This is a genomic window from Onishia taeanensis, assembly GCF_003268885.1.
GTDB classification, from domain to species: Bacteria; Pseudomonadota; Gammaproteobacteria; order Pseudomonadales; family Halomonadaceae; genus Onishia; species Onishia taeanensis_A.
The window spans coordinates 121,449-141,714 of record NZ_QLSX01000001.1 but is presented as its reverse complement, the minus strand read 5'-3'; the positions used below and the strand labels follow the sequence as shown (position 1 = coordinate 141,714).

Below are 20,266 nucleotides of genomic sequence, written 5' to 3'. Positions count from 1 at the left end.
AGAAAGGGTGTTACAGAAAGGGCGATGCAGAGAGGGCAGGTTAGGTCCGAGAAGATGGGGCGATCAGGGCGCTGTCAATTTATCGTTACGGCTTGTCAGGTTTTCTCGCCACCCTCTGCCCACGTTCAGAGCCTGCTGTCTCGGGCGTCATGTTTTCGTGACACTCCGCGGCGAAATCGCTCGCAGCCGGCGATGCGAAACCCGTTTTCCGGCGTTCCTCGCCACTTCGGCGGCCCCTAGGCTAGTTGTCACGGATCGCTCCTCGCCGCTTCCTGCGAGGGCACGACAACAATGCCAAGGAAATGCCAAGGAGATTGCCATGAATGCCCCCACCACCCAGGCCCTGGATACCCAAGCGGTGCCCCGTGCCTCCGCTCATAATCCGATCGGTACCGACGGCTTCGCGTTCGTCGAATACACGGCGCCGACCGCCGAGGGGATCGAGGCACTGCGCGCGCTTTTCAATCAGATGGGCTTCACCGAGACCCGCAAACACCGCTCCAAGCAGGTCTTCCTGTTTCAGCAGGAGGGCGTGAATTTCGTGCTCAACGCCGAGCCCGACAGCTTCGCCGCCGAGTTCGCCCGACGTCATGGCCCCAGCGCCTGCGCCATGGCCTGGCGGGTGGCCGATGCCCGCAAAGCCTTCGAGCATGCGGTGGCCGAGGGGGCCGAGCCTGCCGAGAATCCGGTTGGCCCGGGCGAGGTGGGCATACCGGCGGTCAAGGGTATTGGCGGGTCGCTTCTCTATTTTGTCGACCACCAGCTCGATGGCGAGGGCCGCACCATCTACGACATCGATTTCGAGGCGATTCCCGGTCGCACCCCTCAGGATCACAGCGTGGGCCTGAAGGTGCTGGATCACCTGACCCATAACGTCGATCGCGGCCAGATGGACGTCTGGGCCAACTTTTATACTCGGGTCGCCAACTTCCGCGAGGTCCGCTACTTCGACATCGAAGGCAAGATGACCGGGCTCTTTTCCCGGGCGATGACCGCGCCCTGCGGCAAGATGCACATCCCGATCAACGAGTCGGCCGACGACAACTCTCAGATCGCCGAATTCCTGCGCGAGTACAACGGCGAAGGCATCCAGCACCTGGCGATGGCCACCGATGACATCTATGCGACCGTGCGGGCCTTGCGCGCCAACGGCGTGACCTTCCTGACCACGCCGGATACCTACTACGAGAAGGTGGATGCGCGGGTACCCAACCATGAAGAGAACGTCGACGAGCTGCGCGAGTTGAGCCTGCTGGTGGACGGTGCGCCGGAGCAGGGCGTGCTGCTGCAGATCTTCACCGAGACGGTGATCGGCCCGATCTTCTTCGAGATCATCCAGCGCAAGGGCAACGATGGCTTCGGCGAGGGCAACTTCAAGGCCCTGTTCGAATCCATCGAGGAAGACCAGATCCGCCGCGGCGTGCTCAAGGACGACTAAGGCAAACCGCCGGGCGTGCTGGAGACGGCATGCCTGGTGCAAGCAGCTGACGTTGTCGCCGACCGGCGATGGATTGCCATGAATTGAGGCTTATTGATAGAGCATCCTGTTGGTCGCATGGTCAACGCACGAACAAAAACGCTAAAATCCCGTATAACAACAACCCTGAAGGTGTGACATGACGGCGAGACAACAACCCAAGAACCTGTGGCTGGGGCGCTGGGGCTTCATTCTGGCGGCTACCGGCTCTGCCGTGGGCTTGGGCAATATCTGGAAATTCCCCTACATGACCGGCGAGTACGGCGGCGGGGCCTTCGTGCTGGTGTACCTGGCCTGCATCCTGGCCGTCGGCATCCCGGTGATGATGATCGAGATCGGTCTTGGCCGTCGCGGACGCGGTAGTCCCATTGATGCCATTCGGCGCGTGGCCCGTGAATCCGGGCGCGGCGGCCTCTGGTCGCTGCTGGGCTGGATGGCCATGCTGTGTGGCTTCATGATCCTGTCGTTCTACGTGGTCGTGGCCGGCTGGTCGTTCTCCTATCTGTGGAAGACGGTGACCGGTGGCCTGGTAGGCTCAGAGGTTGGCGACATGGCGGCGATCTTCGCGGCCAATAATGCCGACCCGCTGGCGCTGGGCGGCTGGAGCACCCTGGTTACCGTGATCACCCTGACGATCGTCGGCAAGGGCGTGCAGCAGGGCATCGAGAAGAGTGTCAGCTGGATGATGCCAGGCATGGTGATCATGCTGGCGATCATGATCGGCTATGCGATGTTCTCCGGTGGCTTCGGCGCTGGGATGGATTTCCTGTTCTCTTTCGAAATCGGCAAACTCTCAAGCGAAGGTCTGCTGGCGGCCATGGGCCATGCCTTCTTCACCCTGTCGCTGGCCTCGGGTGCCATTCTTACCTACGGCTCCTACCTGCCGGATGGCGCGTCCATCGCGCGTACCACCTTCACGGTGGCAATCGCCGATACCCTGGTGGCGCTGATGGCGGGCCTGGCAATCTTCCCGGTGATCTTCGCCAACGGCATGGACCCGGCCGCTGGCCCTGGTCTTCTGTTCATGAGCCTGCCGCTGGCTTTCCAGGCCATGCCGTTCGGCAGCTTCTTCATGGCGATCTTCTTCGTCATGCTGTCGATGGCGGCTCTGACCTCTGCCATCTCGATGATCGAGGCTACCGTGGCCTGGCTCAACGAGAGCAAGGGTATCTCGCGCACCAAGGCCACCTGGGGCGCCGGTATCGTGCTGTGGCTGCTCAGCACCCTGGCCATGCTGTCTTTCAACGTCGGGTCCGACTGGACGATCGCCGGCAAGCATGCCTTCGACTGGCTCGACTACCTGACCTCACGCTTCATGATGCCGCTTGGCGGCCTGGGGATGGCGCTGCTGGCCGGCTTCGTGCTGCGTCATGAGATCTTCAAGTCTGAGCTGGGGCTCTCCAACACCCAGCATGCGCTGTGGCTGTTCATGGTGCGCTATGTGAGCCCGCTGGGCATCGTGCTGGTGTTCATTGACAGCCTTGGCCTGATGGATCTGGACATGGGCAGCCAGTGGTACTGGTGGCTCGGTGTGCTGGTCGCCATCACCCTGATCGGCGAGCTCCTGAGCCCGCGAATCAAGCGTCAGCTGGCCACCTGATCTCCCTGAAGTGACAGGTCTAACCGGGCCACAGGCCTGGAAGATCGAAAGGTCTATGAGATCGAGAGGTCTATGAGATCGAAAGGTCTATCGATCTCATGTCATATGCGCTGCCCCCGCCTTGTGCGGGGGCAGCGTCGTTTTGCGAGGTGTCATGATCTGCTTGTGCGATGTTCAAAAGCACGGGGTTGCCAGAAGAGGCACACGCGTATGCCATAATGCGCGACGTTGATCCTTAAACTGCCACTAGTCGTCATTCAAGGAGCCAAGGTGTCGGGATATCTTTCAAGCGAACAGTCTAACCAGCTGCTGAGCGGCGTTCGGGCCGCTGGCCAGCAGGTGCTGTCCATCTATAAGCGCGACTTCACGGTCGAGACCAAGCAGGATGACAGCCCGCTGACCGAGGCCGACATGGCCTCGCACCATGCTCTGGTAGCGCTGCTCGAGGCGGTTACCCCTGAGGTGCCGGTTCTTTCCGAGGAGTCAGGAGAGATTCCCTTCGCCACTCGCCAGGCCTGGTCGCGCTATTGGCTGATCGACCCGCTGGATGGCACCAAGGAGTTCATCAAGAAAAACGGCGAGTTCACCCTCAACGTGGCCTTGATCGAGGACGGTGAGCCGGTATTCGGCATCGTCCATGCCCCGGTGCTTGGCGTGGATGGAACCACCTGGTGGGGTCAGGTGGGCGAGGGCGCCTGGAAACAGGCCGATGCTGGCATTGAGTCGATCCGGGTACGCAAATTGCCGGATGCAGCGGTCGAGCCCTGGAAGGTGGTCGGCAGCCGCTCGCATGGCGCGGCGGAATTCGAGGCCTTCTGCGCTGACTTGCCTGCCAACGAGCGAGTCTCGATGGGCAGTTCGCTGAAGCTGTGCCTGGTCGCCGAGGGGGCCGCTGATCTCTACCCGCGTCTGGCGCCGACCTGTGAATGGGACACTGCCGCGGCTCAGGCGGTTGTGGTCGCAGCCGGCGGGGCGGTGCTGAATGCGCACAGGCTGACGCCATTGCGCTGCAACCAGCAGGATAGCGTGCTCAATCCCTTCTTTATCGTCTGCGGTGAGCGCGATGCTCGCTGGGAGCAGGCGCTGGCCAAGGCGCTGAGCTGAGCGAGGCCATGTCGGCTGTCAGGTCCGGTCGGCGGGCGAGTAGCAGCTAGGGTTATAAGCTTCGAAGTAGAGATTACTGGCCACTCGCCGACCTAAACCTTAGATTTGGCTATAAGAAATTTTATTTTTTGCGTAAAATGGAATAAACCGGTTCATCGATTCGAGACGCTTGCCATGACCTCCGACCTGCTTCCCACTGCGCTTGCCCAATACGGCGGCGACGCGTCGCTTTCTCGGTTACGCGACTTTCCCCGTGGCCAGGTGGCGCTGGTGGGGGCGGGACCGGGCGATCCGGAGCTGCTGACGCTTAAAGCACTCAAGCGGCTGCAGGCGGCGGAAGTGATCCTGCATGATCGTCTGGTCAGCGATGAGATCCTGGCCATGGCCAATCCCCGGGCGCGTCGCCTCTACGTGGGCAAGGCACGCTCGCAGCACAGCCTGCCTCAGGAAGGCATCAACCAGGCGCTGGTAGATTGGGCTCGCGAGGGCAAGCGAGTGGTGCGGCTCAAGGGGGGCGATCCCTTCATCTTCGGTCGCGGCGGCGAAGAGCTCGAGACCCTGGCGGCGGCAGGCATCGCCTTCGAGGTGATTCCCGGCATCACCGCGGCGTCCGGCTGTGCGGCCTACGGTGGCATTCCGCTGACCCACCGCGACCATGCGCAGTCGGTGCGTTTCGTTACCGGCCATCTCAAGAACGGCAGCTGCGATCTGGACTGGGAGACGCTGGCTCACCCTGGCCAGACGCTGGTGTTCTACATGGGACTTGGTAGCCTGGATATCATTCGTGAGGCGCTGATGGCCCATGGCCTCGACGCCGAGACGCCGCTGGCGCTGATCGAGCAGGGCACCACGGCGCGTCAGCGCGTGCATGTCGGAAGCCTCGCCCACCTGCCTGACGCCTTCCATGGCGACACTATCAAGCCACCGACGCTGATCGTGGTCGGCAGCGTGGTGCGCCTGCATCAGACGCTTGCCTGGTTCAACGGTGAACAGTCGGCCAGCCGTGGCTGGGAAGACGGCAAGCACCCAACTCCCATCAAAGCATCAGACAGCGCCTGAGAGGGCGTGACTAGATAACGTAGGTATATGTAATAGTCCCTGACTGTCGCTAGCCGCCGACGTTTGATTCACGGCGGTGGCACCGTATCTTGGTGGGCCTCTGTCACGGTCGGATTCTCTTGATGATGCACCTCGCTACTACGCCCCGCGGCCATGCCGTTACTCTGTCTCTTTTTTCTTATGGCGCGCTGGCGCTTCTGGCCTTGCTGTTGACCGGCTGTGCCGGCCAGGGGACCCGCGATGATACGGCAGGCGGCGGTCTTGGTGCTGACGTCGTCAGTAGCGAGGTCGGCATGGCGACCTATTACGCGGACCGCTATCACGGACGCACCACCGCCAGCGGAGAGCGCTTCGATCAAAAGGCCATGACGGCTGCCCATCGCACCCTGGCATTCGGCACTCGGGTGCGTGTCACGCGCCTCGATGATGGGCGGGAGGTAACAGTACGCATCAACGACCGCGGCCCCTTCGTTAGCGGTCGGGTCATCGACCTTTCCAAACGGGCTGCGCGTCAGCTGGGCATGGTGCGAGATGGCACGGTCAAGGTGCGTCTGAGCGTGCTGCGCTAGCCTCATTGCCATGAGGCTCGGGGGCTAGGGCCCTCTGATAAGACGGCGAACCTGCTTCAGCAGCCCTGTCGGCAGCCCCTTCACGTGTGGCCTGCCAGCGACGGAATTCTCGCTGCCAGCGCGCCAGCAGCGCCCGCCGTTTGAGGTCATCCAGCGTCGCCAGCAGGGCAGGGCTCAGGCGGATGGGGCGCAGAGCGTCGCCAAGACGCGCCTTCAAGGCGTTGGCGGTGCCCGGGCCTTTGAGCGCCGGGTGGACGGCCCCCAGCGCCGTGCGTTCGGCGATGACGCGCTGGCCGTGCTCGCTGATCAGGTAATCGAGGAAACGCTGCGCTGTGACCGGGTGCCGCGCACGTCGTGGAATCAACGCCAGTCGCTGTGTGACCAGCGCATAGTCCTTCGGAATCACCATCTCGAGGGCCGGGTCGCTCGCCACCACATTCTGGGCATAGCTGCCCAGCAGGTTATAACCAAGCCAGTATTTTCCCTCCTTGAGGCCCTTGAGCATCGCGCCGGTGGTCTCTTCAAGCACCGCCTCGGTAGCGCCCAGTGCCGCTACCAGTTCCCAGTAGCGTGGCGACAGTCGAGCCTCCTCGACGGCATAGCTGTAGCCCGCCCCGCTCTTGGCCGGATCATAGGTCACTACCCGTCCGCGCAGTGCTTCGCCGTATTGTTCAAGCAGGTCAAGCAGCTCGGCATGACTTTGCGGCGCCCCGAAGCGTTCGGACAGCTCGCGCCGATAAACCATCACGATGGGCTCGAAGGTCACCGCAAACAGCTCATGTCGCCAGCGAGCCCAGCCTGGCCAGGCGTCGGCGCGGGCGCCGGTCAGCGGTTGGGCATGGCCGTCGTTGGCGAGTCGGTACTGCCAGGGCATGGCCGAGGAAATCAGCACATCGGCGCTGGGCGTCTGAGCCGCCAGGAAGCGCCGGTTGAGTTCCAGGGTGGTCAGGTTGCGATAGGTAAGGGAAATGAAAGGGAAGCGCTGGTGAAAGTCCTCGAGCAGCGGTCGGACCTGGGGAATATCCAGAGCACCATGAACCGTCAGTCGCTCGAGAGGCTGGGAGGGAGTGGCGTTACCCGGGAAGCGCAGCGTTTCCTCGGCCCAGACAGGGGTGGCACCGAGCAGCCCCAGTGTCAGCACGCTCAGTGTCAGCACGCTCAGTGTCAGCAGGCTACGTTTCAACAGAGTCAGGGCCAGGCGTCTCGAACCCGCCCCCGGCAATGGATCGGACAGATTCATCCGCGATCTCCCATAAAATGGACGGCCACCCTCAGGCCTGTGTCGTTGGCCGTCGGCTCCAGGGTCAGGCGAGCCTTGTGGCCCCTCGCGATGCCATCGACGATGGCGAGACCCAGCCCCGACCCTTCGCCGCCATCACGCCCCCGGTAGAAGGGGCGCAGCACCAGCAGTCGCTGATCCTTGGCGATGCCGGGACCATCATCCTCGACGGCCAGGGTCGGTGGATCATCGGTGACCCGCACGGTGATGTGCTGCGCGCCGTAGCGGCGGGCGTTGTCGATCAGGTTGGTCAGTGCCTCCTCGAGTTGCCAGGCCACGCCGTCGATCATCAGCGGCGTCTCGTCGGCTTCGACGCCGAGATCGATGCCATCCCGATGGCAGCTCGCCCAGGCGTCTCGGGTGGCGCGCCTTGCCAGCGCATTGAGATCCAGCGGGGCAAGATCCGGCGTGGCCTCCGGGTTGTCGAGGCGAGTCAGCGACAGCAGCTGCCCGGCGAGCCGTGCGGTGCTGGCGCTGGTGGTCTGCATGGCTTCGAGGGCGCTGCGCCAGGCAACGGGATCATCCTGGCGTAGAGCGAGTTCGGCACGAGTCGAGAGCCCGGCCAGGGGCGTTCGCAGCTGATGCGAGGCGTCGCCGATAAAGCGTTCCTGGTTGGCGCGCACCCGGCGCATTCGCGCCAACAGGTCGTTGACGGTCTCGCGCAGTTCGGCGAGCTCGCGGGGCAGGGGGAGTTCCAGGGGCGCCAGCGTGCGCGGGTCACGGCTGCGGATGGCGCTGCGCAGCCGCGTCAGCGGGGCGAGGGCAGAACGAATCGCCAGCAGCAGGGCGGCGATGGCCAGTGCCGCCATGGCGGCGATATAGGCCAGGTTGCCGCGCAGCAGGCTGAGCGTCAGTGCCTCACGGCCCTCTCGTGTATGGGCGACGCGGACCTCGAAGCGCTCCTGCAGGCTCCAGTCCTCGAGTCGGCTGCGGCGGGTGCCCTGGCGCAAGGCAAGCGAGTGCCATTCGATGTCGCGATAGAGCAGGGTGTCGCCACGAGCGCCGTCCTGAAGAGTGCCCTGAAGCGGTTCTTGACGGTTGCCCTGACCCTGATCGGGGCGCTCATCGCCTGGCAGTCGGGCATTGCCGGTGATGAAGTTTCCATCACCATCGTAGAGCGCATAGAAGACGCGCTCCTCGGCATCGGTGGCCAGCATTTCCAGCGCGGCCGGTGGCAGGTCGAGCCACAGTTGGTCATCTTGCCACTGCACGCGGTCGGCGATCGCGAGGGTCGCGGCTTCAAGCAGACGGTCGAAGGCACGGTCGGCCGTATGGCGCGCGTCCAGATAGGCCTGCACCAGCATCAGGGCCCCCAGGCCCAGCAGCGGCAGCAACAGCCAGGTCAGCAGCCTGCGGTACAGGCTGGCCGGTCGCCTCATGGCGCCTCCAGCAGGTAGCCCAGGCCGCGCACCGTGCGCAGGCTCACGTCGCTGTCTTTCAGGCGCTGCCGCAGGCGGTGGATATACACCTCGATGGCATTGTCGCCCATGACCTCGCCCGCGAAGGCATCCCCGGCGAGGCGGGCCTTGTCCACCGGCGCGCCTGCATGGCGCATCAGGCAGGCCAGTAGCCGCTGCTCGCGCGGGGGCAGGGCAAGCGCGGCGTCGTCGAGGGTGAAGCGCTGAGCCTCGGGATCGAAGCTGAGTGTTCCGACTCGCAGTGCCTGGTGCCGGCCGCGACGGCGCAGCAGCGCGCGGACCCTGGCCTCCAGCTCATCGAGGGCAAAGGGCTTGGCGAGATAGTCATCGGCGCCCAGGTCCAGGCCGCGCACCCGGTCCTCGATAGCGCCCCTGGCAGTGATGATCAGCACCGGAGTGTCGCTGTCGTGGCGTCGCAGCGCGGCCAGTACCTCAAGACCGCTGGCGCCGGGCAGGTTTAAGTCGAGCAGCACCAGGTCGGCCGCGTGGCCGGGCTGAGATAACAGGGCCAGTGCCTGGTCGCCATCATCCAGCGTGGTGACCGTGAAGTGTTCGAGGCGCATGGCGTCGCTCAGGGTCTCGGCGAGCAGCGGATCGTCCTCGATCAGCAACAGCTTCATGGCGCGCCTCCTTGGTGATGGTTCGTCGCGGACGTGAGCCTGATCCGTGCGGCGTCCAGCAGCGCCTCACCCTGCGCGTCCTGGAGACGACCGCTGGGGCCGGACAGTGACAGCCACAGATCGCCCGCGCCTGCACCCGCCTCACCCAGTGCGGCGCACAGCATGAACCCACCACTCACTGGTTGGGCGGGTGCGTCAGCATTGTCGATGGCCCAGTTATCGCCGGGGTGCAGCTCATGGCGCAGGCTGGTGTCCGGCAGGCTGACCAGACGGCAATTGGCCATCCCCTGGACGATCTCGAGCAAGGCGGCGGTCTCGCCGCTCTGCTGACAGAGCTGATCCAGCACCGGCTGGACGCGAGCGGCCAGCCCGCGGCTGGGGCGATGGCGCCTGCCCAGCCGCAAGGGCGTCGGGCCCAGCGAGAAGCGCCCGTCTGCCCCGCGCGTAACATAGCCAAAGCGCTCAAGAGAGGCGAGCAGGCGCAGCAGTGTGCTCTTGTAGAAGCCGGTGGCCTCTGCCAGTTCGGCCAGAGTGAACGCTTCATTCGGTGCGTCGAAGACCTCGAGGATCTTGAGCGCCCGTTCCACGGCCTCGACGCGTTGTTCTGCCATGTCTCGTTTTGCCTCGCTGATGCAGGTTTCGCCCATGCAACTTTGGTCGCGTTTGGGCGTAAGGGCGTTGACGCCCCAGGTCGGTGCGCCTAACTTTCCATTCCAAGGAACGATGTTCTGCCTTACAGAATTGTAAGGTGGCTGACAGCTTCCGACAAGCCCTGAATGCAACAGACCTGAAAGGGCGTCTTTTGAAAGCGTCGCTTTGGCAAGAGTCGTTTTGGCAAGAGTCGCTTTTAAGGGAGTTGTTTTTAGGAAAGTTGCTGCAGGTGCACGCCAACGCATCTCCACCCACGGTATCCAGCATGCCCGCGTTGCGGGCCGGATGACCCAGCGAGGCCAATAACAATGTTGATGAAACGCATGTTCCAGAAACATCTGTCGATGAAGATCCCCCTTACCCTGATGACCGCAGCGGCGCTGACCCTGAGCGCTACCGTTACCCAGGCCTTCGAGCCGGAAGGCAAGGTCGAGTGTCTGGCGCCGGCCGACCCGGGCGGCGGCTGGGACTTCACCTGCCGCAGTGTCGGCAAGGTGCTCGAAGACCTCGAGCTGGTGCCGCGCAGCGTGCAGACCATCAACATGGCCGGCGCCGGCGGCGGTGTGGCCTTCGCCCATACCGTCAGCAAGCGGGCCGGTGATGACCAGCTGCTGGTGGCCGCGTCCACCGCTACCACCACGCGTCTGGCTCAGGGCCAGTTCCCGGGCATGAATGCCGATATGGTCAACTGGATCGGGGCGCTGGGTGCCGACTATGGCGTCATCGCCGTAGCCGACGACTCCGAATATGACGACCTGCAGGAATTGATGGATGCCATCAAGCAAGACCCGCGCAGCGTCAAGTTCGCCGGTGGCAGCGCCAAGGGCGGCTGGGACCATCTGAAGGTGTTGATCGCAGCCCAGAAGGCCGGCATCGAGAACCTGCCGCGCATTCCCTACCTTTCGTATAACAACGGCGGTGAGGCCATGACCCAGGTGGTCGGCGGCCACGTGGATGCCTTTACCGGTGACATCACCGAGGCACAGGGCTTCATGGAATCCGGCGATCTGCGCGTGCTGGCGGTGCTGTCCGAGGAACGCCTGCCGGGCAAGTTCAGCGATATTCCCACCGCTCGTGAGCAGGGTATCGACGCCATCGGCCCCAACTGGCGCGGCTTCTACATGCCGGCAGACATTTCCGATGACGCCAAGCAGTACTGGCTCGATGCCATGGACACTGTCTATGAGAGCGAGGAGTGGAAGCAGGTCATGACCCAGAATGGTCTGATGCCCTTCCACATGAGTGCCGACAAGTTCGAGAACTTCGTGCACGCTCAGATCCAGTCAATCGAAGACCTGTCCAAAGATATCGGGCTGATTCAGTAATGACCTTCAACGACCGCATCTTCGGGGTCCTGATGATCGTCCTGGCCGTCGCGTACGGCTGGGGCGCTACCCAGTTCCCGGAACCCTTCGGAGGCGGGGTCGAGGCTGTTGGCCCCGAGACCTTTCCCTATCTGCTCGCCGTGGTGCTGATCCTTTCCAGCCTGTACATGATTGTGCGCCCCGACCCGGACAACGCCTGGCCCTGGAGCCGGACCGGCCTGGAACTGGTGATCGCGGTCGTCGTGCTGGTGTTCTATGCCATGCTGCTGCAGCCGCTGGGCTTCATCCCCAGCACGCTGCTGGCAGTCGGCACCCTGTGCTGGCGCATGGGCGCGCCCCCGGTCAAGGCCTACCTGACCGGTGCCATCGCCGGCGTGGTGGTGTTCCTGATCTTTAACTTCGCACTCGACCTGGCGCTGCCGCTGGGCCTGCTCGACTTCCTGGAGGCGACCTGATGGAAACGTTGGGCTTCCTGATCGACGGTTTCGGCGTCGCGCTGCAGCCGCATAATCTGATGTTCGCGCTGATGGGGGCCTTCCTGGGCACCCTGATCGGCGCGCTGCCGGGGCTCGGCCCGGCTAATGGCGTGGCGATACTGATCCCGCTGGCCTTCACTCTGGGGCTGGCCCCGGAAACTGCCATGATCATGCTGACCTCGGTCTATGCCGGTGCCATGTACGGTGGGCGTATCTCCTCGATTCTCTTGAATATTCCCGGCGACGAGCCGGCGATGATGACCTGCCTGGATGGCTACCCGATGGCCATGAAGGGCAAGGCGGCCGAGGCGCTGGCCATCTCGGCAGTGGCGTCCTTCATCGGCAGCCTGGTGGCCACCGTGGGGCTGATCCTGCTGGCGCCGCTGCTGGCCGACTTCGCCCTGACCTTCGGCCCGGCGGAGTACTTCGCGCTCTTCATGCTGGCCTTCGCCACCCTTGGTGGGATCACCGGCAAGAATCCGATGAAGACCGTGGTCGCGGCCTGCATCGGCCTGATGATCGCCACCGTGGGCATCGATTCCACCGGTACGCAGCGCTACACCTTCAATGTGCTGGAGCTTTACGAGGGCGTCGACTTCATCATCGCCATCGTTGGCCTGTTCGCGATCTCCGAGCTGATGTTCTTCATCGAGGATCGAGCCGGCGGTGGCAAGGAAAAGATCGCCGTCAACAAACTGTCGCTTTCCTGGAAGGACATCCGCGACATTCTGCCCACCAGCCTGCGTGGCGGGGTGCTCGGGTTTGTCGCCGGGGTGCTACCGGGGGCAGGGGCATCGCTTGGCAGCTTCATCAGTTACACCCTGGAAAAGCGCGTGCTGGGCCGAAAGGGGTACTTTGGAGAAGGCGATCCGCGCGGCGTGGCGGCGCCCGAGGCCGGCAACAACGGCGCCTCCAGCGGTGCCCTGGTGCCGATGCTGACGCTTGGCGTGCCTGGCAGTGGCACCACCGCGGTGCTGCTGGCGCTGCTGATTTCGCTCAACATCACCCCCGGCCCGCTGATGTTTACCCAGAACGCGGACATCGTCTGGGGCGTGATTGCGGCGCTGCTGATCGGCAACTTCCTGTTGTTGCTGCTCAACATTCCGCTGGTCGGCATCTTCGTCAAGCTGCTCTCGGTCCCCCCGATGTACCTGCTGCCGATCGTGACCATGGTGGCCTTCGTCGGCATCTACTCGATCAGTAACACCACCTTCGATCTCTACTTCATGGTGGCCTTCGGCGTCTTCGGCTATGTGTTGCGCAAGCTGGAAATACCGCTGGTGCCGATCATTCTCGGCCTGCTGCTGGGGCCAGAAATGGAGAAGAACCTGCGCCATGCGCTCGAGATTTCCGATGGCGACTGGATGGTGCTGTGGGATAGCGGCCTCGCCATCGGCCTGTGGGTCGTCGCTGGCCTGGGCCTGATTCTGCCCTACGTCGTGGGTCCTCTCCTACGGCGTCGCATGCAGGCGGGCGGGTCCCAGACGGACTGACGCTGGTATTTTTCATCCGGTACGTTTTATCCGTACGTCTTATCAAGCAAACGCATCACCTTTTTGGGGCATCGGCCATCTGGCCGGTGCCCTTTTTTATGCTGGGTTGGTCATATTGATGCATGATGCCGACGCTCATACCTCCCTGTATCTCATTAATGTATACAGCTGCACCATTAAGGCACATGGCCAAGATCGAAATGGCCAAAAGAGGGCACGTAATGGGCACATGAGCAGGTGAGGGCGACGACCCGGGAAGGGGGCAGGTTATTTAGTGTTCTCTAACACAATGATTCCCAATGATTATTGGGACTTGCTGAGGTGTTGGCACGACCCTTGCGAAGTGTTTTGGGCCGGCCGATGAACGGCCGGCAGCGTCGCTGGATATTGCCGAATAACAATTTTCAAAAACAAGACACAAGCAAGGAGATCCATGTGAACACTTCGACCCCTTCCTATCGCTGGCTGGCTGCGGCCCTGCTCTCTGTAGGCGTGGCCCTGCCGGCACAGGCACAAGAAGACCCGATCAAGGTCGGCATTCTGCACTCGCTCTCCGGCACCATGGCGATCAGTGAGTCCACCCTCAAGGACACCATGCTGATGCTGATCGAGCAGCAGAACGCGGCGGGCGGTCTGCTGGGACGTCAGCTCGAGCCGGTGGTGGTGGACCCGGCCTCCAACTGGCCGCTGTTCGCCGAGAAGGCCCGTGAGCTGCTGGCGCAGGAAAAGGTCGACGTGATCTTCGGCAACTGGACCTCGGTGTCCCGCAAGTCGGTGCTGCCGGTCGTCGAAGAACTCAACGGTCTGCTGTTCTATCCGGTGCAGTACGAGGGCGAGGAGTCCTCCGAAAACGTGTTCTATACCGGTGCAGCGCCCAACCAGCAGGCCATTCCTGCGGTCAATTACCTGATGAACAACGTCGGTGTGGAGCGCTGGGTGCTGGCCGGCACCGACTATGTCTATCCGCGTACCACCAACAAGATCCTCGAGGCCTATCTGAAGGACCATGGCGTCGCCGACGAGGACATCATGATCAACTACACGCCGTTTGGGCATTCCGATTGGCAGAACATCGTCTCCGACATCAAGCGCTTCGGCAGCGAAGGCAAGAAGACGGCGGTGGTCTCGACCATCAATGGCGATGCCAATGTGCCGTTCTATCGTGAACTCGGCAACCAGGGCATCGATGCCGCCGACATTCCGGTGGTGGCCTTCTCGGTCGGCGAGCAGGAGCTGTCGGGCATCGATACCGCGCCGCTGGTGGGGCATCTGGCCGCTTGGAACTACTTCATGAGCGTCGATAACGATGCCAACTACGACTTCATCGATGCCTGGATCGACTACACCGGCGATGAAATGTCCGTCACCAACGATCCCATGGAAGCGCATTATATCGGCTTCAACATGTGGCTCGAGGCGGTGCGCAAGGCAGGTACGACTGACGTCGATGCGGTCAAGGACGCCATCATCGGTGTGACCGTGCCCAACCTGACCGGCGGCTACGCGGCGATGATGCCCAATCATCACATCACCAAGCCGGTGCTGATCGGCGAGATCCAGGACAACGGCCAGTTCTCGGTGGTCTGGGAAACCCCGTCCACGGTCGCAGGCGATGCCTGGTCTGATTATCTCGAAGGGTCACGCGACCTGATCAGCGACTGGCGCAAGCCCATGGAATGCGGCAACTACAACGTGGTTGAAGGCAGCTGTGGCGGCGGCGTCGAGGCACAATAAGCCTAGCGCAGGCCAGGTTCGAGCGGTTGACGTCGGATCTGGCCTGCCTCGCTAGTTTCAAGAGCCGTTTCATCGCGATTTTTCGTAGCGACTTTTCATAGTGACGTTTCATTACGATTTCAAAGGACATGCCCATGAGGATCACCCGATGCCTCACGCTGGGGCTGCTGCTGTCTGCGTTGCTGTTTGCGCTGGTGGGTAGCGCACAGGCGCAGCAGGATGACCCCGGCAAGCCGCTGCTCGAGGCGCTTGCCAGTGCGTCCTACGCCGCCAAGGGCGACGCCATCGAAGCCATCGTCTCCAGTGGCGATTCACGCAGCCGTGCCTGGCTTGAAGCCCTCAACGACGGCAAGCTGCAACGGAACAAGAAGACCGGTCAGTTCGTGTTGGTCTTGGCCAATCGTGGCCGGGACTGGCCGGTGGAAGACGCCTTGAGCGGTGAGCCGCTCGGCGAAATGTCTCGCCGTGTGCTGGACCGCATCGGCATCAACAATGCGTTACGCGGAAAGCTGCGCAGCACCCTGGCGGTACTCGATCTGTACGTCGAGGACCCTGATGCGCGCCTCAGCGCGGCCAATGATTTGCTCGGTCAGGTCGATGAGGCCATGGTCGCACCGCTCGAGGCGGTACGTGCCGAGGAGCCTGATGAGGCGGTGCGTACCCGTCTGACCGAGGCCCTGGCCATTTATCGTCTCGAGCAGGGCGACCCCGAAGCCATCGAGGTCCTGCGCGGAAGTCTGCATCCGGAAGCGCGGGCTGCACTCAACGGGGCCGTGGCCGGCGATGATGCTGCACTTGCCGACAATGCCAAGGAGGCACTGGCCGGCATCGAGCAGACTCTTAAGATCAACCGCGGCTTCGAGACCCTGTATTTCGGTCTGAGCCTTGGCTCGGTGCTGGTGCTGGCGGCAATTGGCCTGGCCATCACCTTCGGGGTCATGGGCGTGATCAACATGGCCCACGGCGAGCTGATCATGCTCGGCGCCTACACCTCCTGGGGCATGCAGCAGCTGCTGCCGGGACAGCCGGGCCTAGCCGTGATCCTGTCGATTCCGGCCGGCTTTCTGGTTGCAGGCCTGGCGGGCGTGGCCATCGAGCGCTGCGTGATCCAGTTTCTCAAGGGGCGCCCGCTTGAGACGTTGCTTGCCACCTTTGGTGTCAGCCTGATCCTGCAGCAACTGGTGCGCACCCTGGTCTCGCCCCTCAACCGTACGGTGATCACCCCAGAGTGGATGAGCGGCTCGCTAGTGATCAACGACGCTCTGTCGCTGACCCTCAACCGGCTCTATGTGCTCGGCTTCGCGCTGCTGGTGTTCGCGAGCCTGATGCTGGTCATGCGCCGCACAAGGCTGGGGCTTGAGGTGCGTGCGGTCACTCAGAATCGCGCCATGGCGCGGGCCATGGGCATCCGCGCGACCCGCGTGGATATTCTCACCTTCGGCCTCGGCGCCGGGGTGGCCGGGCTTGCCGGCGTGGCGCTGGCCCAGTTGACCAACGTTGGCCCCAACCTCGGCCAGAGCTACATCATCGATTCGTTTATGGTGGTGGTGTTCGGCGGCGTCGGGAACCTGTGGGGCACCCTGGTGGCCGGCATGTCGCTTGGGGTGATCAACCAAGTGTTGGAGCCATGGGCGGGTGCTGTGCTTGCCAAGATCATCGTGCTGGTGTTCATCATCCTGTTCATTCAGAAACGGCCTCGCGGACTCTTTCCGCAGAAGGGCCGGGCGGCGGAGGGCTGATCCTATGTCTCTTGCAAACACTCCGCCCTCAAGCACGCCGCTTTCCAACCTGTGGCTGACGCGGCCCTTCACCGAACGCTCGACCCGTGTGTTTCTCGGCGTGCTTGCCCTGGCGCTTTCGGTGGTCACGGTGCTGCACCTGGCCTTGCCAGCAGGGCATCCGCTGCACGTCTCAAGCTATACCGTGACGCTGCTCGGCAAGTACCTGTGCTATGCACTGCTGGCGGTGGCGGTGGACCTGGTCTGGGGCTATCTGGGCATTCTGAGCCTGGGGCATGGGGCCTTTTTCGCGCTGGGCGGCTACGCCATGGGCATGTACCTGATGCGCCAGATCGGCGACCGCGGCGTCTATGGCGATCCGGTGCTGCCGGACTTCATGGTGTTTCTCAACTGGGACAGCCTGCCGTGGTTCTGGCACGGCTTCGACATGGCCTGGTTCGCCTTCCTGATGGTGATGCTGGCGCCGGGCCTGTTGGCGCTGCTGTTCGGCTTCCTGGCCTTCCGCTCCCGGGTCACCGGGGTCTATCTGTCGATCATCACCCAGGCGCTGACCTTCGCCCTGATGCTGGCTTTCTTCCGCAACGAGATGGGCTTTGGTGGCAACAACGGCCTGACCGACTTCCGTGAACTGCTGGGCTTCGACCTGAGAAGCGACGCCACGCGGCTGGGGCTCTTCCTGGCGTCCGGGGTGGCGCTGGCGCTGGGCTATGTGGTGTGTCGAGGCATTGTGGGCAGCAAGCTTGGCCGGGTCTGCATCGCCTCCCGCGATGCCGAGGCACGGGTGCGCTTCCTTGGCTATCGGGTCGAGCGGGTGCAGCTTTGTGTGTTCGTGGTCTCGGCGATGCTCGCGGGGGTCGCCGGCTCTCTCTACGTACCCCAGGTGGGGATCATCAACCCGAGTGAGTTCTCGCCGCTGTTCTCGATCGAGGTGGTGGTGTGGGTAGCGCTGGGCGGTCGCGGCACCCTCTACGGCGCGGTGATCGGCGCGATTCTGGTCAACTATGCCAAGACGGTCTTCACCGGGGTGATGCCGGATGCCTGGCTGTTCGCCCTCGGTGGGCTTTTCGTGGTGGTCACGGTGCTGCTGCCCAAGGGCATCGCCGGGCTGATGACTCGTCGCCGCAAGGCGGATAGCGAGACTCAACTCAAGGAGGCAACGCCATGAGCCTGCTCGACGCCCTGGCCGATCGCGATCGGGTGTTCGACTTCCTGGTGCCGGCGGCGTCCCCGGTGGACGTTCGTCACGGCCCGATTCTCTACCTGGAAGACGTCAACGTGAGCTTCGATGGTTTCAAGGCCATCAACAATCTCAACCTGACCATCAACGACGGTGAACTGCGCTGCATCATCGGCCCCAACGGCGCCGGCAAGACCACCATGATGGACATCATTACCGGTAAGACGCGCCCAGACAGCGGCCAGGTGTGGTTCGGCAGCCGCCATAACCTGCTGACCAAGAGTGAGCCCGAGATTGCCTCGCTGGGCATCGGCCGCAAGTTCCAGAAGCCAACGGTGTTCGAGGCGCTCAGCGTCTTCGACAACCTGGAGCTCGCCATGGCGGCAGACAAGCGCGTACTGCCGACGCTCACAGCCAGGCTTTCCGGCGAGCAGCGCAGCCGCATCGATGAGGTGCTCGAGACCATCGGCCTCGAGGCGCTTCGCAGCCGCCAGGCGGGGATTCTCTCCCATGGCCAGAAACAGTGGCTGGAGATCGGCATGCTGCTGATGCAGCGCCCGCGGCTGCTGCTGGTCGACGAGCCGGTGGCCGGCATGACCGAGCAGGAAATGGAGCGTACCGCCGAGCTGCTCACTAGCCTGGCCGGCAAGCAGTCGGTGGTGGTGGTCGAGCACGACATGGGCTTCGTGCGCTCGATTGCCCGCCAGGTCACGGTACTGCATCAGGGCAGCGTGCTGGCCGAGGGCAGCATGGATCAGGTCTCGAATGACCCCAAGGTCATCGAAGTCTACCTGGGCGCAGAGGAGGAGGCCTGATGCTCGCGATCGACAAACTCAACCAGTTCTATGGCGAGAGCCACACCCTGTGGGATCTCGACCTCGAGGTGCCCAAGGGCGAATGCACCTGCGTGATGGGCCGCAACGGCGTAGGCAAGACGACCCTGCTCAAGTGCGTGATGGGCGAGGTGCCGGTCAAGAGCGGCAGCCTGCGCTTTGACGGTGAGGTGGAACTGACGAAGAAGCGTCTCGAGGACCGCTCGCGGCTCGGCATCGGCTATGTGCCCCAGGGGCGCCAGATATTTCCGCTGCTCAGCGTCGAGGAAAACCTGCGCACCGGACTTGCCGCCCGCAAGGACGGCAGTCGCCGTATTCCTGATCGGGTCTTCGAGCTGTTCCCGGTGCTCGACGAGATGCGCCATCGCCGTGGTGGCGACCTGTCCGGCGGTCAGCAGCAGCAGTTGGCGATCGGCCGCGCACTGGTGATCGAGCCGCGGCTGCTGATTCTCGATGAGCCGGGGGAGGGCATTCAGCCCAATATCGTCGCCCAGATCGGTGAGGTGATCCGCCGGCTGATCCGCGAAGACGGCCTGACCGTGCTGTTGGTCGAGCAGAAGCTGCCCTTCGCCCGCAAGTACGCTGACCGCTTCACCATCCTCGATCGCGGACGTCCGGTGGCCAGCGGCGGCATCGGCGACCTTTCCGATGACCTGATCAAGCGACACCTCACCGTATGACTGTCTTTGAGCCCCTGCCCCCGGTGACGTCGCCCCCCTTGACCAGCGGTCATTCCCTCACCAGCGGCCATCGCTTCGATGGCGAGCGTCACTGGGCCGCCGCCATCGAGCTCGGCTTTACCCGCCGCGAAGAGCCCGCCGGCAGCATGACCCGTCTGACCCGTGCCCGCCACCAGGGCCCACTGCGGGTTCAGCGGCCCTTTTATCCTGAGCCTCACGGTGTCGAGGGAGAAGCCGGCAGCTGTCATGTCTATCTGCTGCACCCGCCCGGCGGGCTGGTCAGCGGCGATGCCCTCTCTATCGGTGCCGAGGTGGGCCCGGGCGCCCGGGCGCTGATCACCACGCCGGCCGCCAACAAGCTCTATCGGGCCGACAGCCACGGGGTGGCCTGGGCCCAGCATACAAAGCTTAGGGTGCAGGCCGGTGGCGAACTCGAGTGGCTGCCCCAGGAAACCATCGCCTTCGATGGCTCCCGTGGTGTGCAGAGCACCGAGCTTGCGCTTGAAAAGGAGGCGCGCTGCCTGGGTTGGGAGGTGCTGGCGCTCGGTCGCCCGGCCGGTGAACTGCCATTCGTCTCCGGGCATCTCGAGCAGCGCTTTTCCCTGACCCGCGACGGTCGCCCCCTGTGGCATGAGCGTCAGCTCCTCGACCCTACGCATCCACGCTTTTCAGGGCGCTGGGGGCAGGGCGGAGCCAGCGTGCAAGCCACCCTGTGGGCGGTGGGCCTCGATGATGAGGCCGGCGCCGTTGCCATGCTGCGTGAGGCGCTGCCGGCCTCGCCCCGTTGGGCAGTGACGCTGCGCCAGGGCGTGCTGCTGCTGCGCTATCTTGGCGATGAACGTAACGAGGCCTGGGCGCTTTGCCAGGCGGCCTGGATGCGGCTGCGGCCTTTGCTGCTGGGCCGAGAGGCCTGCGTGCCGCGCATCTGGATGACCTGACAGCAGCCGGAAGCTTGAAGCCAGAAGCCGGAAGAGATCGCCATCCGGCCAATGCGGGGCTTCAGGCTTCCATCTTCCAGGCGCGTAGCGTCGC

At 63.5% G+C, this 20,266-nt stretch carries 18 protein-coding genes; 14 read left to right on the top strand and 4 right to left on the bottom strand.

Annotated features, from left to right (window positions below; genetic code table 11):
* Window positions 1-319 precede the first annotated feature (319 nt).
* From hppD to BCL93_RS00680, 5 genes are all read left to right on the top strand, one after another.
* On the top strand, window positions 320-1,438 hold the full coding sequence (gene hppD / locus BCL93_RS00700; protein ID WP_112053193.1) for a 4-hydroxyphenylpyruvate dioxygenase: 1,119 nt from the start codon (window positions 320-322) through the stop codon (window positions 1,436-1,438).
* A gap of 178 nt (window positions 1,439-1,616) precedes the next feature.
* Window positions 1,617-3,077 carry a sodium-dependent transporter gene (locus BCL93_RS00695; protein ID WP_112053192.1) on the top strand — a complete coding sequence of 487 codons (1,461 nt, stop codon included), beginning with the start codon at window positions 1,617-1,619 and terminating at the stop codon, window positions 3,075-3,077.
* Window positions 3,078-3,347: 270 nt separating this feature from the next.
* Window positions 3,348-4,181: a 3'(2'),5'-bisphosphate nucleotidase CysQ gene (gene cysQ / locus BCL93_RS00690; protein ID WP_112053191.1), complete on the top strand. Its 834-nt coding sequence runs from the start codon at window positions 3,348-3,350 to the stop codon at window positions 4,179-4,181.
* A 174-nt stretch (window positions 4,182-4,355) separates the two neighbouring features.
* Entirely contained in the window at window positions 4,356-5,240 is an 885-nt protein-coding gene (cobA, locus tag BCL93_RS00685) for a uroporphyrinogen-III C-methyltransferase (RefSeq protein ID WP_112053190.1), read from the top strand.
* 122 nt (window positions 5,241-5,362) lie between these two features.
* Window positions 5,363-5,809, top strand: a complete 447-nt coding sequence (locus BCL93_RS00680) for a septal ring lytic transglycosylase RlpA family protein (protein ID WP_309251202.1) — start codon at window positions 5,363-5,365, stop codon at window positions 5,807-5,809.
* Here BCL93_RS00680 and BCL93_RS00675 read toward each other — a convergent pair.
* From BCL93_RS00675 to BCL93_RS00660, 4 genes are read right to left on the bottom strand one after another with little or no spacing between them, the layout of a single operon-like run.
* On the bottom strand, window positions 5,781-7,049 hold the full coding sequence (locus BCL93_RS00675) for an ABC transporter substrate-binding protein (RefSeq protein ID WP_112053189.1): 1,269 nt from the start codon (window positions 7,047-7,049) through the stop codon (window positions 5,781-5,783). The genes BCL93_RS00680 and BCL93_RS00675 overlap by 29 nt on opposite strands.
* Window positions 7,046-8,467 (bottom strand): sensor histidine kinase, encoded by a 1,422-nt coding sequence (locus BCL93_RS00670; protein ID WP_112053188.1) that lies wholly within the window; start codon window positions 8,465-8,467, stop codon window positions 7,046-7,048. Before BCL93_RS00670 ends, BCL93_RS00675 begins: the two co-directional genes overlap by 4 nt.
* Complete coding sequence (locus BCL93_RS00665) at window positions 8,464-9,126, bottom strand: response regulator transcription factor (RefSeq protein WP_112053187.1); 663 nt, start codon at window positions 9,124-9,126, stop codon at window positions 8,464-8,466. The genes BCL93_RS00670 and BCL93_RS00665 overlap by 4 nt, the downstream gene beginning before the upstream one ends.
* Window positions 9,123-9,737, bottom strand: coding sequence for a helix-turn-helix domain-containing protein (locus tag BCL93_RS00660; protein ID WP_112053581.1), 615 nt, complete (start codon window positions 9,735-9,737; stop codon window positions 9,123-9,125). The genes BCL93_RS00665 and BCL93_RS00660 overlap by 4 nt, the downstream gene beginning before the upstream one ends.
* Window positions 9,738-10,121: 384 nt before the next feature.
* Between BCL93_RS00660 and BCL93_RS00655 the strand changes: the two genes are divergently transcribed.
* The 9 genes from BCL93_RS00655 (at window position 10,122) to BCL93_RS00615 (ending at window position 20,172) form a co-directional block, all read left to right on the top strand.
* On the top strand, window positions 10,122-11,102 hold the full coding sequence (locus BCL93_RS00655; protein WP_181463015.1) for a tripartite tricarboxylate transporter substrate-binding protein: 981 nt from the start codon (window positions 10,122-10,124) through the stop codon (window positions 11,100-11,102).
* Window positions 11,102-11,557, top strand: a complete 456-nt coding sequence (locus BCL93_RS00650) for a tripartite tricarboxylate transporter TctB family protein (protein ID WP_112053186.1) — start codon at window positions 11,102-11,104, stop codon at window positions 11,555-11,557. Before BCL93_RS00655 ends, BCL93_RS00650 begins: the two co-directional genes overlap by 1 nt.
* Window positions 11,557-13,071 (top strand): tripartite tricarboxylate transporter permease, encoded by a 1,515-nt coding sequence (locus BCL93_RS00645; RefSeq protein ID WP_112053185.1) that lies wholly within the window; start codon window positions 11,557-11,559, stop codon window positions 13,069-13,071. Before BCL93_RS00650 ends, BCL93_RS00645 begins: the two co-directional genes overlap by 1 nt.
* 435 nt (window positions 13,072-13,506) lie before the next feature.
* Entirely contained in the window at window positions 13,507-14,805 is a 1,299-nt protein-coding gene (gene urtA / locus BCL93_RS00640) for an urea ABC transporter substrate-binding protein (protein WP_181462999.1), read from the top strand.
* Between the two features lie 134 nt (window positions 14,806-14,939).
* Complete coding sequence (gene urtB, locus BCL93_RS00635) at window positions 14,940-16,544, top strand: urea ABC transporter permease subunit UrtB (RefSeq protein WP_181462998.1); 1,605 nt, start codon at window positions 14,940-14,942, stop codon at window positions 16,542-16,544.
* 4 nt (window positions 16,545-16,548) lie between these two features.
* Window positions 16,549-17,709 (top strand): urea ABC transporter permease subunit UrtC, encoded by a 1,161-nt coding sequence (gene urtC / locus BCL93_RS00630; protein ID WP_112053184.1) that lies wholly within the window; start codon window positions 16,549-16,551, stop codon window positions 17,707-17,709.
* Window positions 17,706-18,536 (top strand): urea ABC transporter ATP-binding protein UrtD, encoded by an 831-nt coding sequence (urtD, locus tag BCL93_RS00625; RefSeq protein WP_112053183.1) that lies wholly within the window; start codon window positions 17,706-17,708, stop codon window positions 18,534-18,536. The genes urtC and urtD overlap by 4 nt, the downstream gene beginning before the upstream one ends.
* Entirely contained in the window at window positions 18,536-19,234 is a 699-nt protein-coding gene (gene urtE, locus BCL93_RS00620; RefSeq protein ID WP_112053182.1) for an urea ABC transporter ATP-binding subunit UrtE, read from the top strand. The genes urtD and urtE overlap by 1 nt, the downstream gene beginning before the upstream one ends.
* The gene (locus BCL93_RS00615) at window positions 19,231-20,172 is read left to right on the top strand and encodes an urease accessory protein UreD (protein ID WP_112053181.1); all 942 of its coding nucleotides are present in this window, start codon (window positions 19,231-19,233) and stop codon (window positions 20,170-20,172) included. Before urtE ends, BCL93_RS00615 begins: the two co-directional genes overlap by 4 nt.
* Window positions 20,173-20,266: the final 94 nt, after the last annotated feature.

Excerpts from the sequence above, each read along its gene's own strand:
- hppD (WP_112053193.1), top strand. The coding sequence starts at position 320 with ATGAATGCCCCCACCACCCAGGCCCTGGATACCCAAGCGGTGCCCCGT.
- BCL93_RS00695 (WP_112053192.1), top strand. The coding sequence starts at position 1,617 with ATGACGGCGAGACAACAACCCAAGAACCTGTGGCTGGGGCGCTGGGGC.
- cobA (WP_112053190.1), top strand. The coding sequence starts at position 4,356 with ATGACCTCCGACCTGCTTCCCACTGCGCTTGCCCAATACGGCGGCGAC.
- BCL93_RS00680 (WP_309251202.1), top strand. The coding sequence starts at position 5,363 with ATGATGCACCTCGCTACTACGCCCCGCGGCCATGCCGTTACTCTGTCT.
- BCL93_RS00675 (WP_112053189.1), bottom strand. The coding sequence starts at position 7,049 with ATGAATCTGTCCGATCCATTGCCGGGGGCGGGTTCGAGACGCCTGGCC.
- BCL93_RS00670 (WP_112053188.1), bottom strand. The coding sequence starts at position 8,467 with ATGAGGCGACCGGCCAGCCTGTACCGCAGGCTGCTGACCTGGCTGTTG.
- BCL93_RS00665 (WP_112053187.1), bottom strand. The coding sequence starts at position 9,126 with ATGAAGCTGTTGCTGATCGAGGACGATCCGCTGCTCGCCGAGACCCTG.
- BCL93_RS00660 (WP_112053581.1), bottom strand. The coding sequence starts at position 9,737 with ATGGCAGAACAACGCGTCGAGGCCGTGGAACGGGCGCTCAAGATCCTC.
- BCL93_RS00655 (WP_181463015.1), top strand. The coding sequence starts at position 10,122 with ATGAAGATCCCCCTTACCCTGATGACCGCAGCGGCGCTGACCCTGAGC.
- BCL93_RS00650 (WP_112053186.1), top strand. The coding sequence starts at position 11,102 with ATGACCTTCAACGACCGCATCTTCGGGGTCCTGATGATCGTCCTGGCC.
- BCL93_RS00645 (WP_112053185.1), top strand. The coding sequence starts at position 11,557 with ATGGAAACGTTGGGCTTCCTGATCGACGGTTTCGGCGTCGCGCTGCAG.
- urtB (WP_181462998.1), top strand. The coding sequence starts at position 14,940 with ATGAGGATCACCCGATGCCTCACGCTGGGGCTGCTGCTGTCTGCGTTG.
- urtC (WP_112053184.1), top strand. The coding sequence starts at position 16,549 with ATGTCTCTTGCAAACACTCCGCCCTCAAGCACGCCGCTTTCCAACCTG.
- urtD (WP_112053183.1), top strand. The coding sequence starts at position 17,706 with ATGAGCCTGCTCGACGCCCTGGCCGATCGCGATCGGGTGTTCGACTTC.
- urtE (WP_112053182.1), top strand. The coding sequence starts at position 18,536 with ATGCTCGCGATCGACAAACTCAACCAGTTCTATGGCGAGAGCCACACC.
- BCL93_RS00615 (WP_112053181.1), top strand. The coding sequence starts at position 19,231 with ATGACTGTCTTTGAGCCCCTGCCCCCGGTGACGTCGCCCCCCTTGACC.